Raw genomic sequence first — 21,159 nt, forward strand, 5'->3', positions numbered from 1 at the left:
GCGAGCAGGAGACACAGCACGATGCGTATCGGAGTTCTCACCGCAGGCGGCGACTGCCCCGGCCTGAACGCCGTGATCCGGTCGGTCGTGCACCGAGCGGTCGACCATTACGGCGACGAGGTCATCGGCTTCGAGGACGGATACGCGGGCCTGCTGGACGGCCGCTACCGCAGCCTCGACCTCAACGGCGTCAGCGGCATCCTCGCCCGCGGCGGCACCATCCTCGGCTCCTCCCGCCTGGAGCGCGACCGGCTGCGCGAGGCCTGCGAGAACGCGGCCGAGGAAGCCCGCGACTTCGGCATCGACGCGCTGATCCCGATCGGCGGCGAGGGCACCCTGACGGCGGCGCGCATGCTGTCCGACACGGGCCTGCCGGTGGTCGGCGTCCCGAAGACGATCGACAACGACATCTCGTCGACGGACCGCACCTTCGGTTTCGACACCGCGGTCGGCGTGGCGACCGAGGCCATGGACCGCCTCAAGACCACCGCCGAGTCCCACCAGCGCGTGATGGTCGTCGAGGTCATGGGCCGGCACGCGGGCTGGATCGCGCTGGAGTCCGGCATGGCGGCCGGCGCGCACGGCATCTGCCTGCCCGAGCGCCCCTTCGACCCCGCCGACCTGGTCAAGATGGTCGAGGAGCGCTTCGCACGCGGCAAGAAGTTCGCGGTGATCTGCGTCGCCGAGGGCGCCCACCCCGCCGAGGGCAGCATGGACTACGGCAAGGGCGAGATCGACCAGTTCGGCCACGAGCGCTTCCAGGGCATCGGTACGGCGCTGGCCTACGAGCTGGAGCGCCGGCTCGGCAAGGAGTCCAAGCCGGTCATCCTCGGCCACGTCCAGCGCGGCGGCACGCCCACCGCGTACGACAGGGTGCTCGCCACGCGCTTCGGCTGGCACGCGGTGGAGGCCGCGCACCGGGGCGACTTCGGCCGGATGACCGCGCTGCGGGGCACCGACGTCGTGATGGTGCCGCTGGCGGAGGCCGTGACCGAGCTGAAGACGGTGCCGAAGGACCGGATGGACGAGGCGGAGTCGGTGTTCTAGCACCGCGTCAGCCACCGTTCGCCCTGGTGTTCCCCGTCCCGTCCCGTCCAGGAAAGACGCTGGAGCGTTGGGCGCACCCCGCCTTACGGTGGCGCCATGAGCGATCACTCGGAAGCGCCTGTCGCGCCCGTCGAGGCCTATGAACCCCCCTACTACGTGGCTGTCTTCACCACGGTGCGGACCCAGGACCAGAGCGGCTACAGCGAGACCAACGCACGCATGGAAGAGCTGGTGAAGGACGTCCCCGGGTACCTGGGGATGGACCACGCGCAGACTCCTGGCGGGCTGGGCATCACCGTCGGCTACTTCCGCGACGCCGACGCCCTCACTTAGTGGCGGACCGACGTCGAGCACCGCGCGGCGCAAAAGCGCGGGCGAGCCGAGTGGTACCAGAGCTACACGCTGCATGTGGCGAAAGTGGAGCGGAGCCACGGGTTCATACGAGCGTAGGCGGGTGACGTCCACTGTCGCTCTACTCGGTGTGTTGTGCTCGCGCTCTACCCGGTGTTGGACTCGACCGTCGCCCAGAAGTGCTCGACGATCCGGTCGAGGAAGTCCTGGCCGGCCTCGCCGGCGCTTCCCCAGCTGAGCGCGGCGACCATCTGCCCCTGGTACGCGCGATGCAGCTCCTTAAGGGTGTCCTCCAGGAGACGCCGGTCCAGGGGCACCATCTTCGCGACCGGGCGGACGTACGCCTTCCAGCGTGTGGTCACCGCGCCGCGCAGCAGCTCGGTCAGTTTCGGGCCGCGGCCGGTGACGCTGATGAAGTCGGGCAGCTCCAGGTCGAGCAGCCCGGCCAGCACGGACGACTGGCGCTCGGTGCCGCGCCACTCGTCGTTCTCCTCCATGCCGAGGTAGGCGAGGAGTTCGAGTCCGACGGTGCGGGCGACGTCCTCGGGCGCGAGTCCACGGGCGAGGCGGTGTTCGCGCAAGGTTCGCGGTCTGCCGATGAGTTCACCAGGGGAGCACCACAACACCCCTGCGAGAGCGGTCAGTTCGGGCGGGCTGGGCGCGGTGACCCCGCGTTCCCAGGCGATGACGAGGCCCGGGCTGACGTGGGGGAGTCCGTACGAGGCGCGCATGTCATAGGCGACGTGCTCCGGTCCCATGCCGAGGGCGGTACGGAGTCGGCGGGCGGCGGAGGCGTCGAACGGGGGAGTCGGCGGCGGGCTCGGCTGGTTCGGCTGGAGTGGGGGTCGGCGCACGGGCCACAAGCTAGGGCCGCCGGAGTGCGGTGACTACGATCTGTTCGGCCAGGATCACAGATTGTAGGAAAGTACGGTTTCGGACGTCGGTTCGGGGCGGCCGAAGATCGTCGGTCGGCGGCGCGGGGGCGGTGGCGAGGGTGGCGCCGGGTCGCCCGGGCGGGAGGAACGGAGGAGTGTGCCTTTCCTGCACGAGGTGAATGGCAAGGTAGAGAGGCATATGCGCGAGCGTCTGCCGGCACCGAGCTTCGGGCACCTCGCGACGGTCGGCCCGGACGGCGCGTCGCAGGTCTCGCCCGTGCGGGCGGATATCGAAGACGAGTACGCCGTGGCAGACGCGGCGATCGGGCGCGTGAACGAGGAGAACCCGCGGCGCGATCCGAACGGTGCGCTGTCCCACCGCGAACTCTCACCACGAACTCACCCCGAACTCTCACCCCTTGACCGCGCCGCCCAAGGCGAACCCTCCCCCCAACCGCCGGGCGACCAGTACGTACAACAGGATCACCGGCGTCGAGTAGACGATCGAGAACGCGGCGAGCTGCCCGTACGCCACCATGCCCCGGTTGCCGAAGAACTCGTTGATGCTCACGCTCGCCGGCATCTGGTCCGGGGTGAGCAGGAGCATGAACGGGACGAAGAAGTTGCCCCACATCATCACGAAGGAGAAGACCGTCACCACGGAGACTCCCGGGCCCATGAGCGGCAGCACGATGCGGATGAGTGACTGAAGGGGCGACGCTCCGTCCGTCCACGCCGCCTCCTCCAGCTCCTTCGGTACGCCGTCCATGAAGTTCTTCATCAGCCAGATGGCGAAGGGGAGTTGGGAGGCGGCGAAGAAGAAGACCGTGCCCTGCAAGGTGTCGACGAGGTCGACTTGCACGAACAGGGCGTAGACCGGGACCATGATCGCCGTGATCGGGAGGCTGGTCGCGAAGAGGATCGTGAGGAGGAAGGGACGGTTCAGGCGCGACTTGAAGCGCGACAGGGGGTACGCCGCCAGCGCCGCGCACACCACCGTCAGCAGGGTCGCGCCGCCGCACAGGATCAGGCTGTTGAGGAGCGGTGTGAAGGTGATGTCCTGCGTGAGGATCGCGTCGAAGTTGTCCAGGGTGAGGCCGTCGGGGGCCTTCACCCTCAGGTCGGCTCGCGGATCCATGGACGACAGGACCACCCAGGCCAGCGGCAGCATGAAGGCGAAGGCGAGCGCGAGCAGCCCCGCGTCGGCGGCCAGGCGGCGGCTGCGGCGGCGGGAGGCGAGCGTGAGTGCCATGTGTCGTCAGACCTCCGTCCGCAGCAGGCGCAGATAGACGAGGGAGAACAGGGAGCCGACCAGGAGCAGCAGCAGCGCCACCGCCGTGCCGTAGCCGATCAGGCTGTTCTGGAAGGCCTGTTCGTACATGAAGAGGGGGAGCGTCTGGCTCTTGCCGCTCGGGCCGCCCCGCGTCATCACCCAGATCAGACCGAAGACGGAGAGGGTCTGGAGGGTGTTGAGCATGAGGTTCGTGCCGATGGAACGCCGGATCATCGGCAGCGTGATGTGCCACATACGGCGCCGGCCGCCGGCGCCGTCGACCTCTGCGGCCTCGGTGATCTCCTTGGGGATCTCGTTGAGGGCGGCGGAGTACACGAGCATGGAGAAGGCCGTGCCGCGCCACACATTGGCGAAGGACACGGCCAGGATCGGCAGGGTGAACAGCCAGTTCTGGGACGGAAGTTGGAGGAAGTCCAGGATGGCGTTCAGGGTGCCCTCGCGGCGGAAGAAGGCGTAGAGCAGGAAGCCGGCGACCACCTCCGGCAGCACCCAGGCCGTGATGACGATGCCACCGGTGAGGGTGCGGACCGGCTTCGAGGCCCGCTGCATGAGGACGGCCAGCGTGAGCCCCAGCGTGTTCTGGCCGATCAGCGACGACAACACGGTGAACACCAGCGTCAGCCATACGGCGTTGAGGAACTCCTCGTCCTGGAACGCCGTACGGAAGTTGTCGAAGCCGACGAACGACGACTCGGCCTGGCCGGTGAGCTGGAGGTCGGTGAAGGCGATGTAGGCGCAGTACGCGATCGGGCCGGCGAGGAAGAGGAGCAGGAGGATCAGGGCGGGGGAGACGGGGAGGGCGCGGGTGAGGGAGCGGCGGAGTCTCGGGGGTGTGGCGGACCGTGAAGTGGTGGGCGGGCTGGAGGGGGACTTCGGTGCCCCGGGGCCCGTCGCGTGCGGTGCGGCGGTGGTCACTTCTGGATCACCTGGTTGTCGGTGGCGTCCTTGAGCGCGTCGTCGTAGCCGCCCGCCGCTTCCGCCACTGACATGTCGCCCGTCGTCACGCCCTCCATCGCCTCCTGGATGGCGGTGGAGACCTGCGGGTACGCCGGGAAGGCGGGCCGGTAGTGCGTGCTGGCGACGAGGTCCGTGAAGAACTTGATGCCGGGCTGGGCCTTGGTGTACGCGGGGTCGGCGGCGACGTCCTTCCGTACCGCGATCCCGGAGTTGGCGATGTACCACTTCTGGGCGTTGGCCTTCGTCTGCATGGTCTTGATGAACTCGAAGGCCAGGTCGGGGTTGGCCGCCTTGTCCGGGATCGACCAGGTCCAGCCGCCGGACATGCTCACCTTGCCGGGGGCCTGCCCGTGCTGGGTGGGCATGGCGGCGAGGCCGAGTTCCTTCGACCACTCGGGCCATTCGTGACCGCTGCCGGGGAGCCAGTCCTGCGGGAGCCAGGAGCCGTCGAGGGCGATGCCGAGCTTGTTCTCGGGGAACCAGTCGCCGCGGACGTGGGTCATGACGTTGGGATCGAGGGCTTCTTCGACGTCCGGGCCGAGTTTCTCCTCGAAGACGGTCTCGACGAAGGAGAGGGCGTCCTTGAAGGCGTCGCTTCCGGCGACCCACTTCTTGGACGCCCTGTCGTAGAGGGGATCTTGGCCTCCGGCGTCCTGGGTGCCGTAGAGGAGCATCTCGAAGGTCTGCATGGTGGAGGCCTCGCCGACCGGCTTGCCCGTGTAGACGTTCAGGGGGATGACGTCCGGGACCTTCTGCTTGATGGTGCGGGCGGCGGTGAGGACGTCGGCCCAGGTCCTCGGCTGCCAGTCGGCGGGCAGGCCGGCCTTCTGGAAGATGTCCTTGCTGAACCAGAGGCCTCGGGTGTCGGTGCCGTCCGGGACGCCGTACGTCTTGCCGTCCTCGCCCTTCGCCGCCGTCTTGGCCGTGTCGACGAACTTGTCCCAGTCCGGCCACTTGGCGAGGTAGGGGTCGAGGGGCTTGAGGTAGCCGGACGTGATGTCGCTGTTGATCAGGAAGGTGTCCTCGTAGACCAGGTCCGGGGCGGTCTTGGGGGAGCGGAGCATCTGCTGGAGCTTGGTGTAGTACTCCGAGTCCGGGGCCTTGATGGGGACGAGCTCGACCTTCTTGCCGGGGTTGGCCTTCTCGAACTGCTTCTTGATGCCGGCGAGGTAGTCGTCCATGACGTGGATCGAGTTGTCGGTGGACTGTTTGAAGGAGACCTTGACGGTGTCGGGGTCGCTTCCGGAGCCGCCTCCACAGGCGGTGGCTCCGGTGGCGACAAGGGCGGCTAATAAGGCGATTGGGCGGGCGGCGGTGGGGCGCACGGGCATGACCTCCTGCGGGCTCACGTCGTTGTGGCCGGGATGGCTGCCCCGTGAAGGTAGGAGCGGTGGTCTAGTCAGGTCAATGCGTCTGCGGCGGATTGGGCGAGACAGGCGTCTTCCGGGGAGTTGGCCCGGGTGAAGGCTTCGGCTGCTTGGAGCCAGAGGGCGTGGGCTTCGGCAGGGCGTCCTTCGACTTCGTGGGTGAGCGCCAGATTGTGGAGGACGCCGCCGACCCTGTACCAGTCCTCGAACTCGCGGTGGATGGCCAGCGCGTGGCCGTAGGGGTCGAGGGCCTCCTCGTGGCGACCCGCCAGGTTCAGGGCGGTGCCGAGACAGCTCCAGGCCAAGCCCTCGCGGTGGCGATCTCCCACGGCCTGGAACAGGTCACGGGCGCGGACGTGGGCTTCGATCGCCTCTGGGATCCTGCCTACGTCCTGAAGGGTCATGCCGAGGTGATTCCATGTCCATCCCTCGGCCTGGCGGTTCCCGGTCGACCGGTAGTAGGCGCGGGCGCGGGTGTAGATCTCGATCGCCTCTTGCGACCGGCCGGCATGGGACAGGGAAATGGCGAGTTCGTCCCAGGCATCGGCCTCGCCCTTGCGATCTTCGATCTCCTGGCACAGCAAGCGGGAGTGGGCACAGCACTCGATCGCCTCCTCCGCCCGGTCGGCCGACCGCAGGATCATGCCCAGGTGGTTCCATGCCTTGGCTTCGCCCGCGCGGTCTCCGGAGCGCTGCGTGACCTCGAGAGCCGTACGGGCGACGGTGATTCCGTCGTCGACGTGCCGCCACCACTCCAGGAACCTCACGAGGCGCTGGGCCAGGCGCACCGCCATGGTCGCGAATCGTTCTTCGTGCGCCCACTGCACCGCCGCGACCAGTGTGGCGCGTTCGCCGCGCAGCCACGCCCAGGCCTGCGGCCGGTCCGCGAACCGCTCCGGCTCCGGCCGCCCCGGCAGCCAGACAGACCGCTCGTCGGCGGCCATCGCCCACCGGTGGCAGAAGGCCAGCACCCGCTCCCGCGCCGCGTCCGCTTCCTCGCGCAGGCCGGGATCCGACGCCACCACCCGCTGCCCGAACGCGCGGACCAGGTCGTGCACCCGCCAGCGGGTGACGGCGGTGGGGCTGTCGGTGCCCACCACCGGTGAAACCAGATAGGTGGCGGCCAGGTCCTCCAGCAGGGACAGCACAGCCTGCTCGTCGAGGCCGGCCAGGGCGGTCACGGCCTCCGTACTGGTCTCCGCGCCGGGCGCGATGGCGAGCAGACGCAGCAGCCGGGCCCGGTCGGGCGCGAGCCGCCGGTACGAGGTCTCCAGCACCGGGCGGAGGACGAGCGAGCGGCCGTACAGGTCCGTGCCGGGGCTGCCGTTGTCGAGGACGACGGTGGGGTCGCCGGCCTTCCTGATCTCGGACACCAGGGAGGCGATGCCGCGATGACGGCGTCGGCGGAGCATCGCGGCGGCGATCTGGAGGGCGAGGGGCAACTGGCCGCAGAGGTACGTCAGTTCCCGCAGGGCGTCAGGTTCCCGCTGCGGCCGGTCGTCGCGCTCGTCGGAGTCGTACAGGGCGCGGGTCACGAGGGCTACGGAGTCGTCCGGGGCGAGTGTCTCGAGGTCGATGAGCCGCACGGGCAGGGAATCCGGGCGGTCGCGTGAGGTGATCAGCACTCGGTGGTGGTCCGTGCCGGGCAGCAGCGGCAGGAACTGGGAGGGGGCGGAGGCGTTGTCCAGGATCAGCAGGGCCCGATCCTGCCGCTCGGACAGGAGCTTGCGATACGCGTCGTACTGCCGGGCCGCGGTCGGTGGCAGATCCGGCCCCCGCACCCCCAGCGCGTCCAACAGCGACAGCACCGCCTGATCGGCGGTCACCGGATTGTCGTCGTACCCCCGCAGGTCCACGAAGAGCGTCCCGCCCGGGAACCAGCCCTGCGCATGGGTCCGGTGCGCTGCCTCCAGTGCCAGTGCGGTCTTGCCGATGCCGCCCATGCCGGTGACGGCGAAGATGAGGAGGGGGCGAGCGTCTGTGTCGTCCTTGCCGGGTGCGAGGTGCGGGAGCAGGCGGTCCAGTTCAGCCGAGCGGCCGGTGAAGCCCAGGGGGCGGGGTGGCAGGGTGGCGGTCGCGCGGGGGACCGGGCCATGGATGGTGCCCCTACCTTCGCCCGTCGCTCTTGCCGGTGACGGGGCCGTAGAAGGTGCCGCCCCGGAAATCGATGTGGTCCCCGCCGTACGTCGCTCCCTCGTCGCGGCGTCGATGGGGACGCTCCTCGGAGTCGGCGGAGCCCTCACGGGGCCGGTGCTTGTGCAGCACCGCCACCGTCACCGAAGCTGCCTGCGCTGCGGCGAGCCTCTGCGAACCCGAGGCGTCGGCCTTGCGCTTGCCGGCGTTGGCGCGGTCGCTGATGCCCCGGATCACCAGGGCGTCCAACTGGCCGCTCAGATGGGCCGCGTGAGCCGCACCGGAGCCCTCCATCTCGATCGCGTACGCGTCGTTGTACGTCCGCCTGATGTGTTCGGCGAAGGCCGACCGGTCGTCGGCCAGGACGACGTCCCCGCAGGCGATCGGCTTACGGTGCCCCCGAACCCCCTCCAGATCCCGCAGCGCGGAACGCGCCGCCTGCACCAGCCGGTGCGAGCCGTGCCAGACCTCGGGGCGGGCGTGGAAACCCGTCCGCGTCTGCTTGCCGCCCTGGACGGCGTACACCTTCGTTCCGACGACCACGTCGCCGATCTCGACGTCGTCCTTGAGCCCGCCCGCGATCCCGACGAAGAGCAGTGCCTCCGGGCGGATCCAGGAGACGATCCGCATGGTCAGCGCGGCGGCGTTCACCGCCCCTTCGCCCAGCTCGGCGATGGCCACGGTCCAGTCTGTCTCCGCCAGGCGACCGCGTTCGACGCGGGTTCCGTCGTCGTGGACGAGTTCCTCGGCGTCCTTGAGGTGTGCGCGTACGGCGTCGTACTCGACGGGGAGCGCGGTCAGGATGATGACGGTGGGTGATGTCTCCGGCACGCGCTCAAGGTACTGCTGAGCCGCGGGCTCGTCAGGTTCTTACGGGTTCTTACAGGAGGTGGTCGGCCTTGCCGGATTTGATGTCGCGGATGAGGGTGCGGAGGGCTTCGCGGGTGTCGGTGAGGGGGTGGTCTTCCTGGCCGGCGATGGCGATGTAGGCGTTGCCGTTGGTGTCTGTGCCTAGGCGGAAGCAGTTGGCGCCTTCTCCGCAGAAGGGGGCTTCCCAGGTGATGTCGGTCATGGCGGGGCTCTCTGAGGTGGCGGGCGGCGGATTCGGCTAGAGGAGGTGGTCGGCCTTGCCGGATTTGATGTCGCGGATGAGGGTGCGGAGGGCTTCGCGGGTGTCGGTGAGGGGGTGGTCCTCTTGCCCGGCTACGGCTATGTAGGCATTGCCGTGCGGGTCAGTGCCCAGGCGGAAGCAGTTGGCGCCTTCGGCGCAGAAGGGCTCTTCCCAGGTGATGTCCGGCATAGCGGCTCCTCAGAATTGGCGTGCGATGTCGCGGATGAAGTCGCGTGACGCTTCGGGCGAGAGCGACGCGGCTTCCATCCAGTCCAAGTGGGCTCGGTACTTGTCGAGTTGGGACTGACCGTGGGTGAACTCGGGGCCGTGGGCGGAGTCCAGTTCCACGGTGTCGAGCTGGGGGACCGGTCCTTCGACGTAGATCACGGCCTGGCCCGCACCGGGGAACGCCCCCGCTTTGAAGGGGATCACGCGCACGTCGATGTTGTCACGCTCGGATACGTCGCACAGGTGGACCAGTTGCCCGCGCATCACCTTGGCGCCGCCGAACTCTACGCGGAGGGCGGCCTCGTGGATGTAACCGGCGTACCTGATGGGGTTCTCGCGGTAGAGCACCTGCTGGCGTTGCAGGCGCAGAGCCACGCGCAGTTCGACCTCCGCCGCTGACAGGGGCGGCAGGGCGGCGGCGAACAGGGTTCGGGCGTAGCCGTCGGTCTGGAGCAGCCCCGGCATGAGCATCGCCAGGCCTACGCGGACGCTCTTCGCATGCCACTCCAGCTCCGCGATGTCGAGGAGCCCGGCGGAGAGTTGACCCCGATACGCCTCCCACCAGCCTCGTTCGCGGTCGCCCGCCATGTCGGCCAGGGCATCGACGTAGGCCTCGTCGTGGCAGGCGTAGTTGCAGGCGAGTATGCGTACCCGCTCGGGCGAGATGGTGCGGACGCCAGCCTCCATGTTGGACACCTTGGCGCGGTCCAGTCCGAGTAGCCCGGCGGCGTACTCCGTGGTCACGTCTGCTGCGAGGCGCATCTTGCGCAGCTCGGCACCCAGTCGCTTCTGGCGCTCAGTGGGCGTTGACCTCGGCGGCATGTGGCAGTTCCTCCAGCGGTTGTGGCGCAAGTCTGCCCTTCCGGCGGACGGTTGGTCCACCTCATCGGGTGGTAATTCCGGTGACTTGGTGGCAAGGGGCCACTCTGGCACTCTACAGTCAGTGACGAACCGCTTACGGCCCGACGCAGTCGGAAGCGCATCGCGCGAGCCTGCCCGCTTCTCCTTCCCTGGGAGGGGTGGGCCCGTGCCAGGGAGACAGGCCACCGGTCGGGTCGTCGTCGGATCACCGAAGTCCATCGAATGCCACCGAGCGTCACCGAATCAGCCGCGTACCCAAGGGAGTTGCTCATGTCCGCACCGTCAGCCGTCTCGGCCTGTCCCATGTCCTCGGAGCTGTTGAACACACCGCCGCCGTCCCCCGACACCCTCGCCTACAGCTTCACCCTGCCCGCCGGGCCGACCAGCCCGCGCATTGCCCGTGCTGCCACCCGGGTTGTCCTCCAGACGCACGGGTTGGCCGACATGACTGATGCGGTGGTGCAGGTGGTGGGTGAACTGGCCGCCTGTGCTTGTCGGTTCACGCCCGACAGTGAGGTGTACCTGTCGCTGCGGTATCGGGAGGGGGAGGTGCGGGTGATTCTCTACGACGGGCACGCTCGGCACTCCCATCCCCGGCTCGCCGCCGCCTGCGATGCGCGGAGGCGGGCGGCGTTGCGGGTGTTGGGGTGCGTGGTGCGGGCTTGTGAGGGGGAGTGGGGGTTCGGGGAGGCTCGGGAGCCTGGGGGTGGGACTCGGATGTGGGCGGTGGTGCCTTGGCGGGGGGCTCGGGGGTATGTGGGGGTGGGGTGAGGGCGGAGCTATTCCGGCTGGTCGGGGGCGCGGGTGCGGGCTTGGGCGGCTTCGGTGGGGGCGTTGGCGCGGGTGTAGGCGTCGGCGGCCTGGAGGTAGGCGGTGCGGGCCTCGGTGGGGCAGTGGGCGGCCTCGTGGGCGAGGGCCAGGTTTGCAAGGGTCTGCCCCTCGCCGTACCAGTCCTCGAACTCCCGGCGAAACTCCAGCGCCTTGCCGTACGCCTTGATCGCTTCCTCCGTCAGGTCAGCGTCCTGCAGGGCGTTGCCGAGGTTGTTCCACGCGATGGCTTCACGGCGGCGGTCCCCGGCGGCCTGGTACAAGTCGCGGGCCCGGATATGGGCGTCGATCGCCTCCTCCGCTCGGCCCGCCTCCTGCAGGGCGCTGCCGAGGTTGCACCACGCCGAACCCTCGCGGTGGCGGTCGCCAGCGGCCTGGTGCAGGTCGCGGGCCCGGATATGGGCGTCGATCGCCTCCTCCGCTCGGCCCGCCTCCTGTAGGGCGAGGCCGAGGTTGTTCCATGCGGCGGCCTCGCCGTAACGGTCTGTGTCGGCCTGGTACAGGTGCCGGGCCCGGATATGGGCGTCGATCGCCTCCTCCGCTCGGCCCGCTTCCCGCAGGGCGAGGCCGAGGTTGTTCCATGCGGCGGCCTCGCCCGACCGGTCCTCGGCCTGGTGGGCGGTCTCACGGGCGGCCTCCGCGACGGCGATCCAGTCGTCGAAATACCGCCGCCAGGACAGGTACTCGGCCAGACACTCCGCCAGCCGCACCGCCGTGACCGCGAACCTCTCTTCCCGCCCCCACGACACCGCCGCCACCAATCCCGCCCGCTCCCCATCTAGCCACGCCAAGGCCTGCCCCCGGTCCCCGAACCGCTCCGGCTCTTCCATTCCCGGCAGCCACCGCAACCGGTCATCAGCCGCGTCCGCACACCGCCAGTAGAAGTCCAGCACCCGCTCGCGCGCCACCTCCCCCTCCTCCCGCAACCCCGCATCTCCCGCCACCACACTCGCCCCGAACACCCGCACCAAGTCATGCACCCGCCACCGCATGGTTGAAGCCGTCCCGTATACGCCCCGCACCGGTGTGACGAGACATCTGGCGGCCAAGTCCTCCAGCAGGGACAGCGCGGACACCATGTCAAGGTCGGCAAGAGCGGCGATCGCCTCTGTGCCGGTCTCAGCGCCGGGCGCAAGACAGAGCAGACGCAGCAGCCGAGCCCGGTCGGGAGGCAACCGGCGGTAGGAGGTCTCCAATACAGGCCGCAGGACAAGCGAGCGTCCATACAGGTCCGTTCCGGGGCTGCCGCGATCGAAGACGGCAGTCGGATCCCCGTCCTCCCGGACGTCGGCCACCAGAGACGCGATATCCCGATGGCGCCGCCGGCGCAGCATCCCCGCAGCGATCTGGAGCGCCAGGGGCAAGTGGCCGCAAAGTTCGGTCAGTTCACGTAGTGCGTCGGGTTCACGTGCCGGGCGGTCGTCGCGTTCGTCAGTATCGTGCAGCGCGCGGGTCACGAGGATGACGGACTCGTTCGGGGCGAGAGTTTCCAGGTCGATCAGGCGTACCGAGAGTGCGTCGGGCCGGTCCCGCGAGGTGATGAGCACCCGGTGGTGGTCTGTGCCGGGCAGCAGCGGCACGTACTGGGACGGGTCCGACGCGTTGTCCAGGATCAGCAGCATCCGGTCCTGCCGCTCGGCGAGGAGCGTGCGGTAGGCGTCGTACTGGCGCTCCGTCGTCAGCGGCAGATCCCGGTCCCGTACGCCGAGCGCGTCCAGCAGGGCCAGTACCGCCTGATCGGCCGTGACCGGGTCATCGTCGTACCCGCGCAGGTCCACGAAGAGCGTCCCGCCCGGGAACCATCCCCGCGCCCGCGCCCGGTGCGCCACCTCCACCGCCAGCGCCGTCTTGCCGATGCCGCCCATGCCGGTGACGGCGAAGATGAGGAGCGGGAGGGCGGCCGTGTCGTCGTCCTCGGCCGGCGCCAGGTGCGGGAGCAACCGGTCCAGCTCCGCCGACCGCCCGGTGAAGCCCAGCGGGCGGGGCGGCAAGGTGGCCGTCGCGCGGGGGACCGGGCCGTGGACCGTGCCCCTACCCTCGCCCGTCGCTCTTGCCGGTGACGGGGCCGTAGAAGGTGCCGCCTCGGAAGTCGATGTGGTCTCCGCCGTACGTCGCTCCGTCGTCCCGGCGTCGATGGGGACGCTCCTCGGAGTCGGCGGAACCCCCACGGGGCCGGGGCCGGTGCTTGTGCAGCACCGCCACCGTCACCGAGGCCGCCTGCTCGGCGGCGAGCTTCTGCGAGCCCGAGGCGTCCGCCTTGCGCTTGCCGGCGTTGGCGCGGTCGCTGATGCCCCGGATCACCAGGGCGTCCAACTGGCCGCTCACGTGGGCCGCGAGGGCTGCCCCGGAGCCCTCCATCTCGATCGCGCCGGCGTCGTTGTAGTTCCTGCGGATGAACTGGGCCAGCTCGGATTTTGCTGCCGCCAGGACCACGGCGCCCGTGGCGATCGGCAGGAAGTGCGCCTGTACGTCGGGCATGTCCCGTACAGCGGAACGAGCCGCCTGTTCCAGCGCGTGCGAGCCAGGCAGGGCCTTCGGCCGGACCAGGAACTCCTTGGGTGTCTGCTTGCCGCCGTGGATCTCGTACACCTGCGTGCCCACGACTACGTCGCCGATTTCCACGTCGTCCTTCAGACTGCCGGCCACACCGACGAAGAACACGGCCTCGGGACGCAGCCAGTTGATGAGCTGTGTGGTGAGAGCGGCGGCCCGCTCGGCACCCATCCCGAGCTCGGCGATGGCAACATGCCAGGGTGTACCGGGCAGTTGGCCCTGTTCGACTCGGGTCCCGTCGCGGTGGACGAGTTCCTCCCGCTTCTCGATGTGCGCGCGGACGGCGGCGTATTCGAGGGGGAGTGCGGTCAGGACGAGAACGGTGGGCTGGGTCTCCGGCACACTCATAAGGTACGCCGGGGGAAGGGAATCGAGTGCCGGAACAGGACGTCACCGTCGGGCAGTTGCTGCTCGCCGAGTACCAGAGCGTCAAGGACGAGCAGAAGGCGCGGATCGGGTTCCGGGACAACTTGTTGTACGTGACCTTGGCCGTCGTCGCCGCCGTCATCGCCGCTGCGGCCCAGGCCGAGCAGGCGTCGATGCTGCTCGCGCTGCCGCCGGTGTGTGTGGTGCTCGGGTGGACCTACCTCGTGAACGACGAGAAGATCTCGGCCATCGGCGCGTACGTCCGCGAGGACTTGGGGCCGAGGCTCGCGGGGCTGGCCCAACCGGCCGGTGGTTTCGACGCGTTCGGCTGGGAGACCGCCCACCGTGGGGACGCGAGGCGGCGGTCCCGGAAGGCCATCCAGACCCTGGTGGACCTGACGGCCTTCTGCGCCGTGCCGTTGGCCGCGCTGGTCGTCTTCTGGGCGGACGGCGATGGTGGCGGGCTGCTCGTCCTGCTCTCGGTGCTGGAGGCGCTCGCCGTGGCTGGACTCGCCTCGCAGGTGGTGTGGTACGCGAAGGGGGCGTGAACTTCCGTCTGGCGCCGTACCTTTGACGTACGACGAGGGTTAGACGCGGGGGACGAGCGGGATGGAAGCGGCGCTGCTGACGGCCCTGGCCGAGGGCGCGGGCGGGGATGCCGGACGCCGAGCCGTGGAGAAGCTGGCCGGGGCGGTGGGGCTGGAGAGCGGGGCCTCCGCCCGGGAAATCGCTGAGGCGGTGACGGATCCCGCCTGGCGGGAAGCCGTACGGGAGTGGGGCGAGGCCCTCGCCGACCTGCTCTCCGCCGATCCGCACGGCGCCGGTGCCGTCGCGCGGGCCATGGAGCGGTATGCGCCGGGCAGCGGGGCGTCTTGGTACGACGGTGACCACACCGACTTCCGGGGCGGGGTCTTCCTGCGCGAAGTCGTCGGCGTGCAGGTCGTGATCCAGCAGGGCGGGGCAGCTGTACCTGAGGCGATGGCCGGTCTGCCGCCCAGGCCCGGCGGATTCAGCGGCCGGGAGGATGAGACGGCGGCGTTGCTGCGAGCGCTGGACCCGGAAGGGGCGGGATCGGCGGACTCCCCGGCGGTTCTTGTCGCCGCTGTCTCCGGCCTCGGCGGCATCGGCAAGACCGCGCTCGCCGTCGAGACCGCGCACCTGGCCTGCGCGCGGGGCTGGTTCCCCGGCGGGGTCCTCTTCATCGACCTGCATGGCTACGACCCGGAACCGGTCACCGCCGACCGTGCTCTCCAGGCCCTGTTGCGCGCCCTCGGCACCCAGCCGGAACACATCCCCACCACGGCGGACGAGCGGGCGGCGCTCTACCGCTCGGCGCTGGCCCGGCGCGGGCGGGAGTGCGGCGCCGTGCTCGTCGTGGCCGACAACGCGTCGTCGCCCGACCAGGTACGGCCCCTCCTGCCTGGCGACGCCCGGCACCACGTCCTGGTCACCTCCCGCGACCGGCTGCCTCAACTGGGCGCGCGGCTGGTCCCCTTGGGCCAGCTCGCGCCGAAGGAGGCGTACGAACTCCTCGACCTTGCCCTGCGGATCGCCGACCCCCACGACGTCCGGGTCATCGACAACCCTGGTGCGGCCGAGCAGCTCGCCGGCCTCTGCGGGCATCTGCCGCTGGCCCTGCAGATCGCGGCCGCTCTGCTGGCGGAGGATCCGCGCAAGCCGGTGACCGAACTCGTGGCGGAGTTGGGCGAGTCCCGCGATCGCCTGGAGCACCTGGACGACGGTGAGCGCAGCGTCCGCGCCGCCTTCGAGCTCTCCTACCGTCGGCTGTCACCCGCCCAGGCCCGGCTGCTGCGCCTGCTCGCCCTCGCGCCTGGGCCCGAGGTGAGCGATGGGGTCGCCGCCGCGCTGGTCGGTGCCGAGGCGCCTCCGGTACGGGATCTGAAGGCATTGGCTCGTGCGCACCTTGTTGAGCGGGGAAGCGGGCGCGGATGGTGGCGGGTGCATGACCTGGTGCGCGAGTTCGGGGTGGGTGTGGTGGCTGAGGATGAGGGGTTTCGGGAGGAGGGGGAGGCGGCGCGGGAGCGGGTGCTCGCCATCTATTACCAGCTTGCGGATGCGGCCGATGACCGGTTGCGGTGGCTGCCGGGTATGGAGGAGCCGGAGCGGTTCGGGGACCGGGGACAGGCGTTGGCGTGGCTGGACGGGGAGCGTGCGGGTCTGGTTGCGGCGGTGGGGTGGGCGCGGGAGGAACGGTTGGCGGGCATGGCGGTGTTGCTGGCCGAGTGTCTGGGGTCGTACCTGGTCTGGAGGCGGTATTTCGACGACTTGATCGCCGTCGCGGAGGCCGCGCGGGAGGCCGCCCACCGGACTGGGAACCGGCTGCGCGAGGCGATCGCGTGGAACAACCTCGGCAACGCCCTGCTGGAGTCGGGCCGGGCGGGAGAGGCGATCGATGCCCACACTCGGGCGCGCGACCTGTACCAGGCTGTCGGAGACCGCCGCCGCGAGGCCAGCGCGTGGAACAACCTCGGCAACGCCCTGCAGAAGTCGGGCTGGGCGGGAGAGGCGATCGATGCTCATGCCGCTGCCCGTGACATCTTCCAGGCTGTCGGAGACCGCCGGCGCGAGGCCATCGCGTGGGACAGCCTCGGCATCGCTCTGCGGAGGGCGGGCCGGGCGAAGGAGGCGATTGGCGCTCATAGACGCGCCCGTGACCTGCATCAGGCCAACGGAAACCGCCACGGCGAGGCCAGGGCGTGGAACAACCTCGGCATCGCTCTGCGGAGGGCGGGCCGGACGGAGGAGGCGATCGAGGCGTACGGCAAGTCCATGGAGCTCCGCCGGGAGTTCGAGGACTGGTACGGCGAGGGGCGGACCCTCAACAACCTGGCACTCGCCCACGAGGCCGCTCACCGCCCCGCCGACGCCCGCACCGCCTACCTCCAGTCAGCCGACGCCTACACCCGCGCCAACGCCCCCACCGAAGCCGCCCAAGCCCGCACCCGAGCCGCCGACCTCAACGACACCTCCCCTAACGCCCCCTCCCCACCACCCCCCGAACCCACCGATAAACCAACTCAGGCCGCCCCACCTGCCCATACACCGGAGCCCGCTCAGCCCGCCCCGCCTCCACCAGATGCTCCAGATACCGGCGAGCGGTAATCCGCGAGATCCCCACCGCCTCCGCGATCCCCGCCGCCGTCAGCCCTTCCTCCGCGTCCCGCAACGCACCCGTCACCCGCTCCAGCGTCGGCCCGCTCAGCCCCTTCGGCAACGCGGCCGGCCCCGGCGCCCGCAGCGTCGCCAACGCTCTGTCCACCTCGTCCTGCCCGCTCGCCTCCCCCACCGCCCCATGGAACTCGGCGTACCGCACCAGCCGGTCCCGCAACGTGGCGAAGGTGAACGGCTTCAGCACGTACTGCACGACCCCCAGCGAGACCCCCTCCCGCACCACCGTCAGATCCCGGGCCGACGTCACCGCGATCACGTCCGCCTGATACCCGGCCGCCCGCAGTGAACGCGCCAGCTGCAAGCCGTGTACGTCCGGCAGGTGCAGGTCCAGCAGCAGCAGATCCACCGCCGTGCGCTCCAGCGCGCGCCGCGCCTCCGCACCCGTGTGCGCCTTGCCGACGGCCGTGAAACCGGGGACGCGGTTGACGTACATGACGTGCGCGTCGGCGGCGACCGGGTCGTCCTCGACGACCAGGACACGTATGGGCTGCTGCTGCTCGGTCGTCGTCATGCGTCGCCTCCAGAAACCGCGCTGCCCGATACAGCGCCTTCAGAAGCAGGAGCAGAAGTACGAGCCCCGTCCCCCAACGGCAACCGCACCTCGAACTCCGCTCCGCCCCCCTCGGCCTCCGCCACCGCCAGCGACCCCTCGTGCCGGCCCACCGCCTGCCGTACGAGGGCCAGCCCGAGCCCCCGCCCGCCCGGCCCCGCCGGCTTCGTCGAGAAGCCCCGCTGGAAGACCGTATCGGCGTGGGCCGGGTCCACTCCCGCCCCCGTGTCCGACACGCGAAGCACCAGCTCACGGTGGACCTCGTACGCCGTCACCGTCACCCTCGCCCGCGCACTCCCCTGAGCCGCGTCCACCGCATTGTCGATGAGGTTGCCCAGGATCGTCACCAGGTCCCGCGACGAGAGCGACTCGGGCAGCAGGCCGTCGTCGATACAACTGTCCTCCGACACCACCAGCTCCACCCCCCGCTCGTTCGCCTGGGCCGTCTTGCCCAGCAGCAGGGCCGCCAGCACCGGTTCGCTCACCGCCGCCACCACCTGGTCGGTGAGTGCCTGGGCCAGTTCCAGTTCGGCGGTCGCGAAGTCCACCGCCTCCTCGGCCCGGCCCAGCTCGATCAGCGAGACGACCGTGTGGAGGCGGTTCGCCGCCTCGTGCGCCTGCGACCTCAACGCCTGCGTGAATCCCCGTTCCGAGTCCAGCTCGCCCATCAGTGACTGGAGTTCGGTCACGTCGCGCAAGGTCACGACCGTCCCCCGGCGCTCACCTCCCGACACCGGGGACGTGTTCACCACCAGCACCCGGTCCGCCGTCAGGTGCACCTCGTCCACTCGCGGCTCCGAGGCCAGCAGCGCCCCGGTGAGGGGTGCGGGCAGGCCCAGCTCGGCCACCGAATGACCCACCACGTCCTCCTCGGACGCCACCCCCAGCAACTCCCGACCGCCGTCGTTGATGAGCGCCACCCTGTACTGCCCGTCCAGCATCAGCAGTCCCTCGCGTACGGCGTGCAGGGCGGCCTGGTGGTAGTCGTGCATGTGGCTGAGCTCGGCCGCGTTCATGCCGTGGGTGTGGCGACGCAGCCGGGCGTTGACGACGTACGTGCCGACGGCGCCGAGTACGAGGGCGCCGGCGGCGACGCCGAGCAGGGCCGTCAGCTGGCCCTGCACCCGCTTGCTGATCTCCTCGACCCTTATGCCGGCGCTGACCAGTCCGACGACCTTGCCGCCGTCCTCGACCGGGGTGACCGCGCGGACCGACGGGCCGAGCGTGCCCGTGTAGGTCTCCGTGAAGGACTTGCCCCGCACCGCGGGCGTGATGTGGCCGCGGAAGCGCTGGCCGATCTCGTCCGCGTCGGGGTGGGTCCAGCGGATGCCCTGCGGATTCATGATCGTGACGAAGTCGACCTCGGTGTCGGTCATCACCCGCAGCGCGTACGGCTGGAGGGAGGCCGTCGGGTCGGAGGTGCGGATCGCCTCCCGTACGGAGGGGGAGTCCGCGACCGAGCGCGCCACCGCCATCGCCTGGCGGCCCGCCGCCTCCTCCGCCTGGTTGCGGTCGCTGACGTAGGTGAACAGCGCGTAACCGGCGACGACCACCGCGATCAGCACGGCCTGCATGGCGAAGAGCTGGCCGGCCAGGCTGCGGGCTCGCGGGACGGGTATGCGCATGTCGTCAGTGTGCCCCCCACGTTAAGCGTGAACTAAATGAACGGAAGGGTGACCGCGCTCACAGGGCGGGAGATAGTCACGGCAATCCCCCTCAAAACCCGGACGTGAGCCGCACTCCGGTGATACCGACGAAGACGTCAAGGAGGGCAGCCGTGACCGCCAGCACCCCCGCTACGGCACCTGCCAAGCCCGCTGCGAAGCGGGACCGCACTCACTATCTCTACATCGCGGTGATCATCGCGGTCGCCGCGGGCATCGCCGTTGGTCTGGCCGCACCTGATTTCGCCATCGAGCTGAAGCCGCTCGGTACCGGCTTCGTGAACCTGATCAAGATGATGATCTCGCCGATCATCTTCTGCACGATCGTGCTGGGCATCGGCTCCGTGCGTAAGGCCGCCAAGGTCGGTGCCGTCGGCGGTATCGCGCTCGGCTACTTCACGGTGATGTCGCTGGTCGCCCTCGCCATCGGCCTGGTCGTCGGCAACATCCTGGAGCCCGGCACGGGCCTGCACATCACCGAGGCGATCAAGAACGCCGGTCACGACCAGGTGGACGCCGAGGCGCTGCCGCCGGTCGACTTCGCGCTCTCCATCATCCCCACCACCATGATCTCCGCCTTCACCGAGGGCACGGTCCTGCAGACCCTGCTGGTCGCCCTGCTCGCGGGCTTCGCCCTGCAAGCCATGGGCTCGGCCGGAGCGCCGATCCTGCGCGGGGTGGAGCACATCCAGCGGCTGGTCTTCCGCATCCTCGCCATGGTGATGTGGGCCGCGCCGATCGGTGCCTTCGGCGCCATCGCCGCCGTCACCGGCTCCGCCGGCATCGACGCGCTCAAGAGCCTCGCCGTCCTGATGCTCGGCTTCTACGTCACCTGCTTCCTCTTCGTCTTCATCGTGCTCGGCACGATGCTGCGCCTGGTCGCGGGCCTGAACATCTTCTCGCTGTTCAAGTACCTGGGCCGCGAGTTCCTGCTGATCCTGTCGACCTCCTCGTCCGAGTCGGCGCTGCCGCGGCTCATCGCGAAGATGGAGCACATGGGCGTCAGCAAGCCGGTCGTCGGCATCACCGTCCCGACCGGCTACTCCTTCAACCTCGACGGCACCATGATCTACATGACCATGGCCTCGCTGTACATCGCCGACGCCATGGGTACGCCGATGTCGATCGGGGAGCAGATCCCGCTGCTGCTCTTCCTGCTGGTCGCGTCGAAGGGTGCGGCCGGTGTCTCCGGCGCCGGTCTGGCCACGCTGGCAGGTGGTCTTCAGTCGCACAAGCCCGCCCTGGTGGACGGCATCGGCCTGATCGTCGGCATCGACCGCTTCATGAGCGAGGCGCGCGCCCTGACGAACTTCGCGGGCAACGCCATCGCCACGATCCTGATCGGCACCTGGACGAAGGAGATCGACCGCGCTCGGGTCGACCAGGTGCTCGCCGGACAGCTCCCGTTCGACGAGAAGACGCTCCTCGACGACGACGGCGAGTCCGGGGACGACGCCAAGGCGGAGGTTCCCGAGCAGGGCGGCGAGAAGCAGCTGGCCAAGGCCTGACGGCCGCCAGGCCGGCCAAAGCCTGACCGGCCCTCACAGACGAGCCGGGCCCGGTGCCTGAACCCGGGCCCGTCTCCAACACTCCGGGCGGCTGAGATGCTCCCCCGTGGCTCAGCCGCCCGGTCACGCTCAACCCGAGACCCGAAACCCGAGCGACGGGTCGGATCAGTCGCTCAACTTCGCCACCGGCACGGTGGCGGATCTGCCCTCAACTCTTGGCGCTGAGTCATGAGAGGGTCACCAGAGAGTCTGCGATTTCTTCCCGGTACCGGAG

The 21,159-nt window shown here is 69.9% G+C and carries 16 protein-coding genes and 2 pseudogenes; 5 read left to right on the forward strand and 13 right to left on the reverse strand.

Annotated elements, in window-relative coordinates; genetic code table 11:
- Positions 1–21 precede the first annotated feature (21 nt).
- Positions 22–1,047 carry an ATP-dependent 6-phosphofructokinase gene (locus AB0I77_RS44965; RefSeq protein ID WP_363288694.1) on the forward strand — a complete coding sequence of 342 codons (1,026 nt, stop codon included), beginning with the start codon at positions 22–24 and terminating at the stop codon, positions 1,045–1,047.
- Positions 1,048–1,143: 96 nt separating this feature from the next.
- A pseudogene (locus tag AB0I77_RS44970) lies at positions 1,144–1,497 on the forward strand (antibiotic biosynthesis monooxygenase).
- A 47-nt stretch (positions 1,498–1,544) separates the two neighbouring features.
- On the opposite strand, the gene AB0I77_RS44975 reads toward AB0I77_RS44970, so the two are convergent.
- The 11 genes from AB0I77_RS44975 to AB0I77_RS45025 all read right to left on the reverse strand — a co-directional run bounded on the left by AB0I77_RS44975 (position 1,545) and on the right by AB0I77_RS45025 (position 13,953).
- Entirely contained in the window at positions 1,545–2,252 is a 708-nt protein-coding gene (locus AB0I77_RS44975) for a helix-turn-helix transcriptional regulator (RefSeq protein ID WP_363288695.1), read from the reverse strand.
- A gap of 433 nt (positions 2,253–2,685) precedes the next feature.
- On the reverse strand, positions 2,686–3,525 hold the full coding sequence (locus AB0I77_RS44980) for a carbohydrate ABC transporter permease (RefSeq protein ID WP_363288696.1): 840 nt from the start codon (positions 3,523–3,525) through the stop codon (positions 2,686–2,688).
- Between the two features lie 6 nt (positions 3,526–3,531).
- Positions 3,532–4,482: a sugar ABC transporter permease gene (locus tag AB0I77_RS44985; protein ID WP_363288697.1), complete on the reverse strand. Its 951-nt coding sequence runs from the start codon at positions 4,480–4,482 to the stop codon at positions 3,532–3,534.
- Complete coding sequence (locus AB0I77_RS44990) at positions 4,479–5,855, reverse strand: extracellular solute-binding protein (RefSeq protein WP_363288698.1); 1,377 nt, start codon at positions 5,853–5,855, stop codon at positions 4,479–4,481. The genes AB0I77_RS44985 and AB0I77_RS44990 overlap by 4 nt, the downstream gene beginning before the upstream one ends.
- Positions 5,856–5,923: 68 nt before the next feature.
- Positions 5,924–7,906 (reverse strand): tetratricopeptide repeat protein, encoded by a 1,983-nt coding sequence (locus AB0I77_RS44995; RefSeq protein WP_363288710.1) that lies wholly within the window; start codon positions 7,904–7,906, stop codon positions 5,924–5,926.
- 91 nt (positions 7,907–7,997) lie between these two features.
- Complete coding sequence (locus AB0I77_RS45000; RefSeq protein ID WP_363288699.1) at positions 7,998–8,855, reverse strand: 5'-methylthioadenosine/S-adenosylhomocysteine nucleosidase; 858 nt, start codon at positions 8,853–8,855, stop codon at positions 7,998–8,000.
- 49 nt (positions 8,856–8,904) lie between these two features.
- Complete coding sequence (locus tag AB0I77_RS45005; protein WP_363288700.1) at positions 8,905–9,096, reverse strand: hypothetical protein; 192 nt, start codon at positions 9,094–9,096, stop codon at positions 8,905–8,907.
- A 36-nt stretch (positions 9,097–9,132) separates the two neighbouring features.
- Complete coding sequence (locus tag AB0I77_RS45010; RefSeq protein WP_363288701.1) at positions 9,133–9,324, reverse strand: hypothetical protein; 192 nt, start codon at positions 9,322–9,324, stop codon at positions 9,133–9,135.
- Positions 9,325–9,333: 9 nt separating this feature from the next.
- Entirely contained in the window at positions 9,334–10,185 is an 852-nt protein-coding gene (locus tag AB0I77_RS45015) for a helix-turn-helix transcriptional regulator (protein ID WP_363288702.1), read from the reverse strand.
- 818 nt (positions 10,186–11,003) lie between these two features.
- On the reverse strand, positions 11,004–12,917 hold the full coding sequence (locus tag AB0I77_RS45020) for a tetratricopeptide repeat protein (RefSeq protein ID WP_363288711.1): 1,914 nt from the start codon (positions 12,915–12,917) through the stop codon (positions 11,004–11,006).
- Positions 12,918–13,083: 166 nt separating this feature from the next.
- Positions 13,084–13,953: a 5'-methylthioadenosine/S-adenosylhomocysteine nucleosidase gene (locus AB0I77_RS45025; protein WP_363288703.1), complete on the reverse strand. Its 870-nt coding sequence runs from the start codon at positions 13,951–13,953 to the stop codon at positions 13,084–13,086.
- A 26-nt stretch (positions 13,954–13,979) separates the two neighbouring features.
- Between AB0I77_RS45025 and AB0I77_RS45030 the strand changes: the two genes are divergently transcribed.
- Positions 13,980–14,519 (forward strand): hypothetical protein, encoded by a 540-nt coding sequence (locus AB0I77_RS45030; protein ID WP_363288704.1) that lies wholly within the window; start codon positions 13,980–13,982, stop codon positions 14,517–14,519.
- 61 nt (positions 14,520–14,580) lie between these two features.
- Positions 14,581–16,947 (forward strand): annotated as a pseudogene (locus AB0I77_RS45035) (tetratricopeptide repeat protein); the annotation flags it as partial.
- Positions 16,948–16,963: 16 nt separating this feature from the next.
- Here AB0I77_RS45035 and AB0I77_RS45040 read toward each other — a convergent pair.
- Positions 16,964–17,674 carry a response regulator gene (locus tag AB0I77_RS45040; RefSeq protein ID WP_363288705.1) on the reverse strand — a complete coding sequence of 237 codons (711 nt, stop codon included), beginning with the start codon at positions 17,672–17,674 and terminating at the stop codon, positions 16,964–16,966.
- The gene (locus tag AB0I77_RS45045; protein ID WP_363288706.1) at positions 17,671–19,338 is read right to left on the reverse strand and encodes a sensor histidine kinase; all 1,668 of its coding nucleotides are present in this window, start codon (positions 19,336–19,338) and stop codon (positions 17,671–17,673) included. Before AB0I77_RS45045 ends, AB0I77_RS45040 begins: the two co-directional genes overlap by 4 nt.
- Positions 19,339–19,490: 152 nt before the next feature.
- Between AB0I77_RS45045 and AB0I77_RS45050 the strand changes: the two genes are divergently transcribed.
- Positions 19,491–20,885, forward strand: a complete 1,395-nt coding sequence (locus tag AB0I77_RS45050) for a cation:dicarboxylase symporter family transporter (RefSeq protein ID WP_363288707.1) — start codon at positions 19,491–19,493, stop codon at positions 20,883–20,885.
- Positions 20,886–21,159: the final 274 nt, after the last annotated feature.

The sequence above is a fragment of the Streptomyces sp. NPDC050619 genome (genome assembly GCF_040654815.1).
Classification (GTDB): Bacteria; Actinomycetota; Actinomycetes; order Streptomycetales; family Streptomycetaceae; genus Streptomyces.

Excerpts from the sequence above, each read along its gene's own strand:
- AB0I77_RS44965 (WP_363288694.1), top strand. The coding sequence starts at position 22 with ATGCGTATCGGAGTTCTCACCGCAGGCGGCGACTGCCCCGGCCTGAAC.
- AB0I77_RS45025 (WP_363288703.1), bottom strand. The coding sequence starts at position 13,953 with ATGAGTGTGCCGGAGACCCAGCCCACCGTTCTCGTCCTGACCGCACTC.
- AB0I77_RS45020 (WP_363288711.1), bottom strand. The coding sequence starts at position 12,917 with ATGGGCGGCATCGGCAAGACGGCGCTGGCGGTGGAGGTGGCGCACCGG.
- AB0I77_RS45015 (WP_363288702.1), bottom strand. The coding sequence starts at position 10,185 with ATGCCGCCGAGGTCAACGCCCACTGAGCGCCAGAAGCGACTGGGTGCC.
- AB0I77_RS45040 (WP_363288705.1), bottom strand. The coding sequence starts at position 17,674 with ATGACGACGACCGAGCAGCAGCAGCCCATACGTGTCCTGGTCGTCGAG.
- AB0I77_RS44990 (WP_363288698.1), bottom strand. The coding sequence starts at position 5,855 with ATGCCCGTGCGCCCCACCGCCGCCCGCCCAATCGCCTTATTAGCCGCC.
- AB0I77_RS45005 (WP_363288700.1), bottom strand. The coding sequence starts at position 9,096 with ATGACCGACATCACCTGGGAAGCCCCCTTCTGCGGAGAAGGCGCCAAC.
- AB0I77_RS45045 (WP_363288706.1), bottom strand. The coding sequence starts at position 19,338 with ATGCGCATACCCGTCCCGCGAGCCCGCAGCCTGGCCGGCCAGCTCTTC.
- AB0I77_RS44980 (WP_363288696.1), bottom strand. The coding sequence starts at position 3,525 with ATGGCACTCACGCTCGCCTCCCGCCGCCGCAGCCGCCGCCTGGCCGCC.
- AB0I77_RS45010 (WP_363288701.1), bottom strand. The coding sequence starts at position 9,324 with ATGCCGGACATCACCTGGGAAGAGCCCTTCTGCGCCGAAGGCGCCAAC.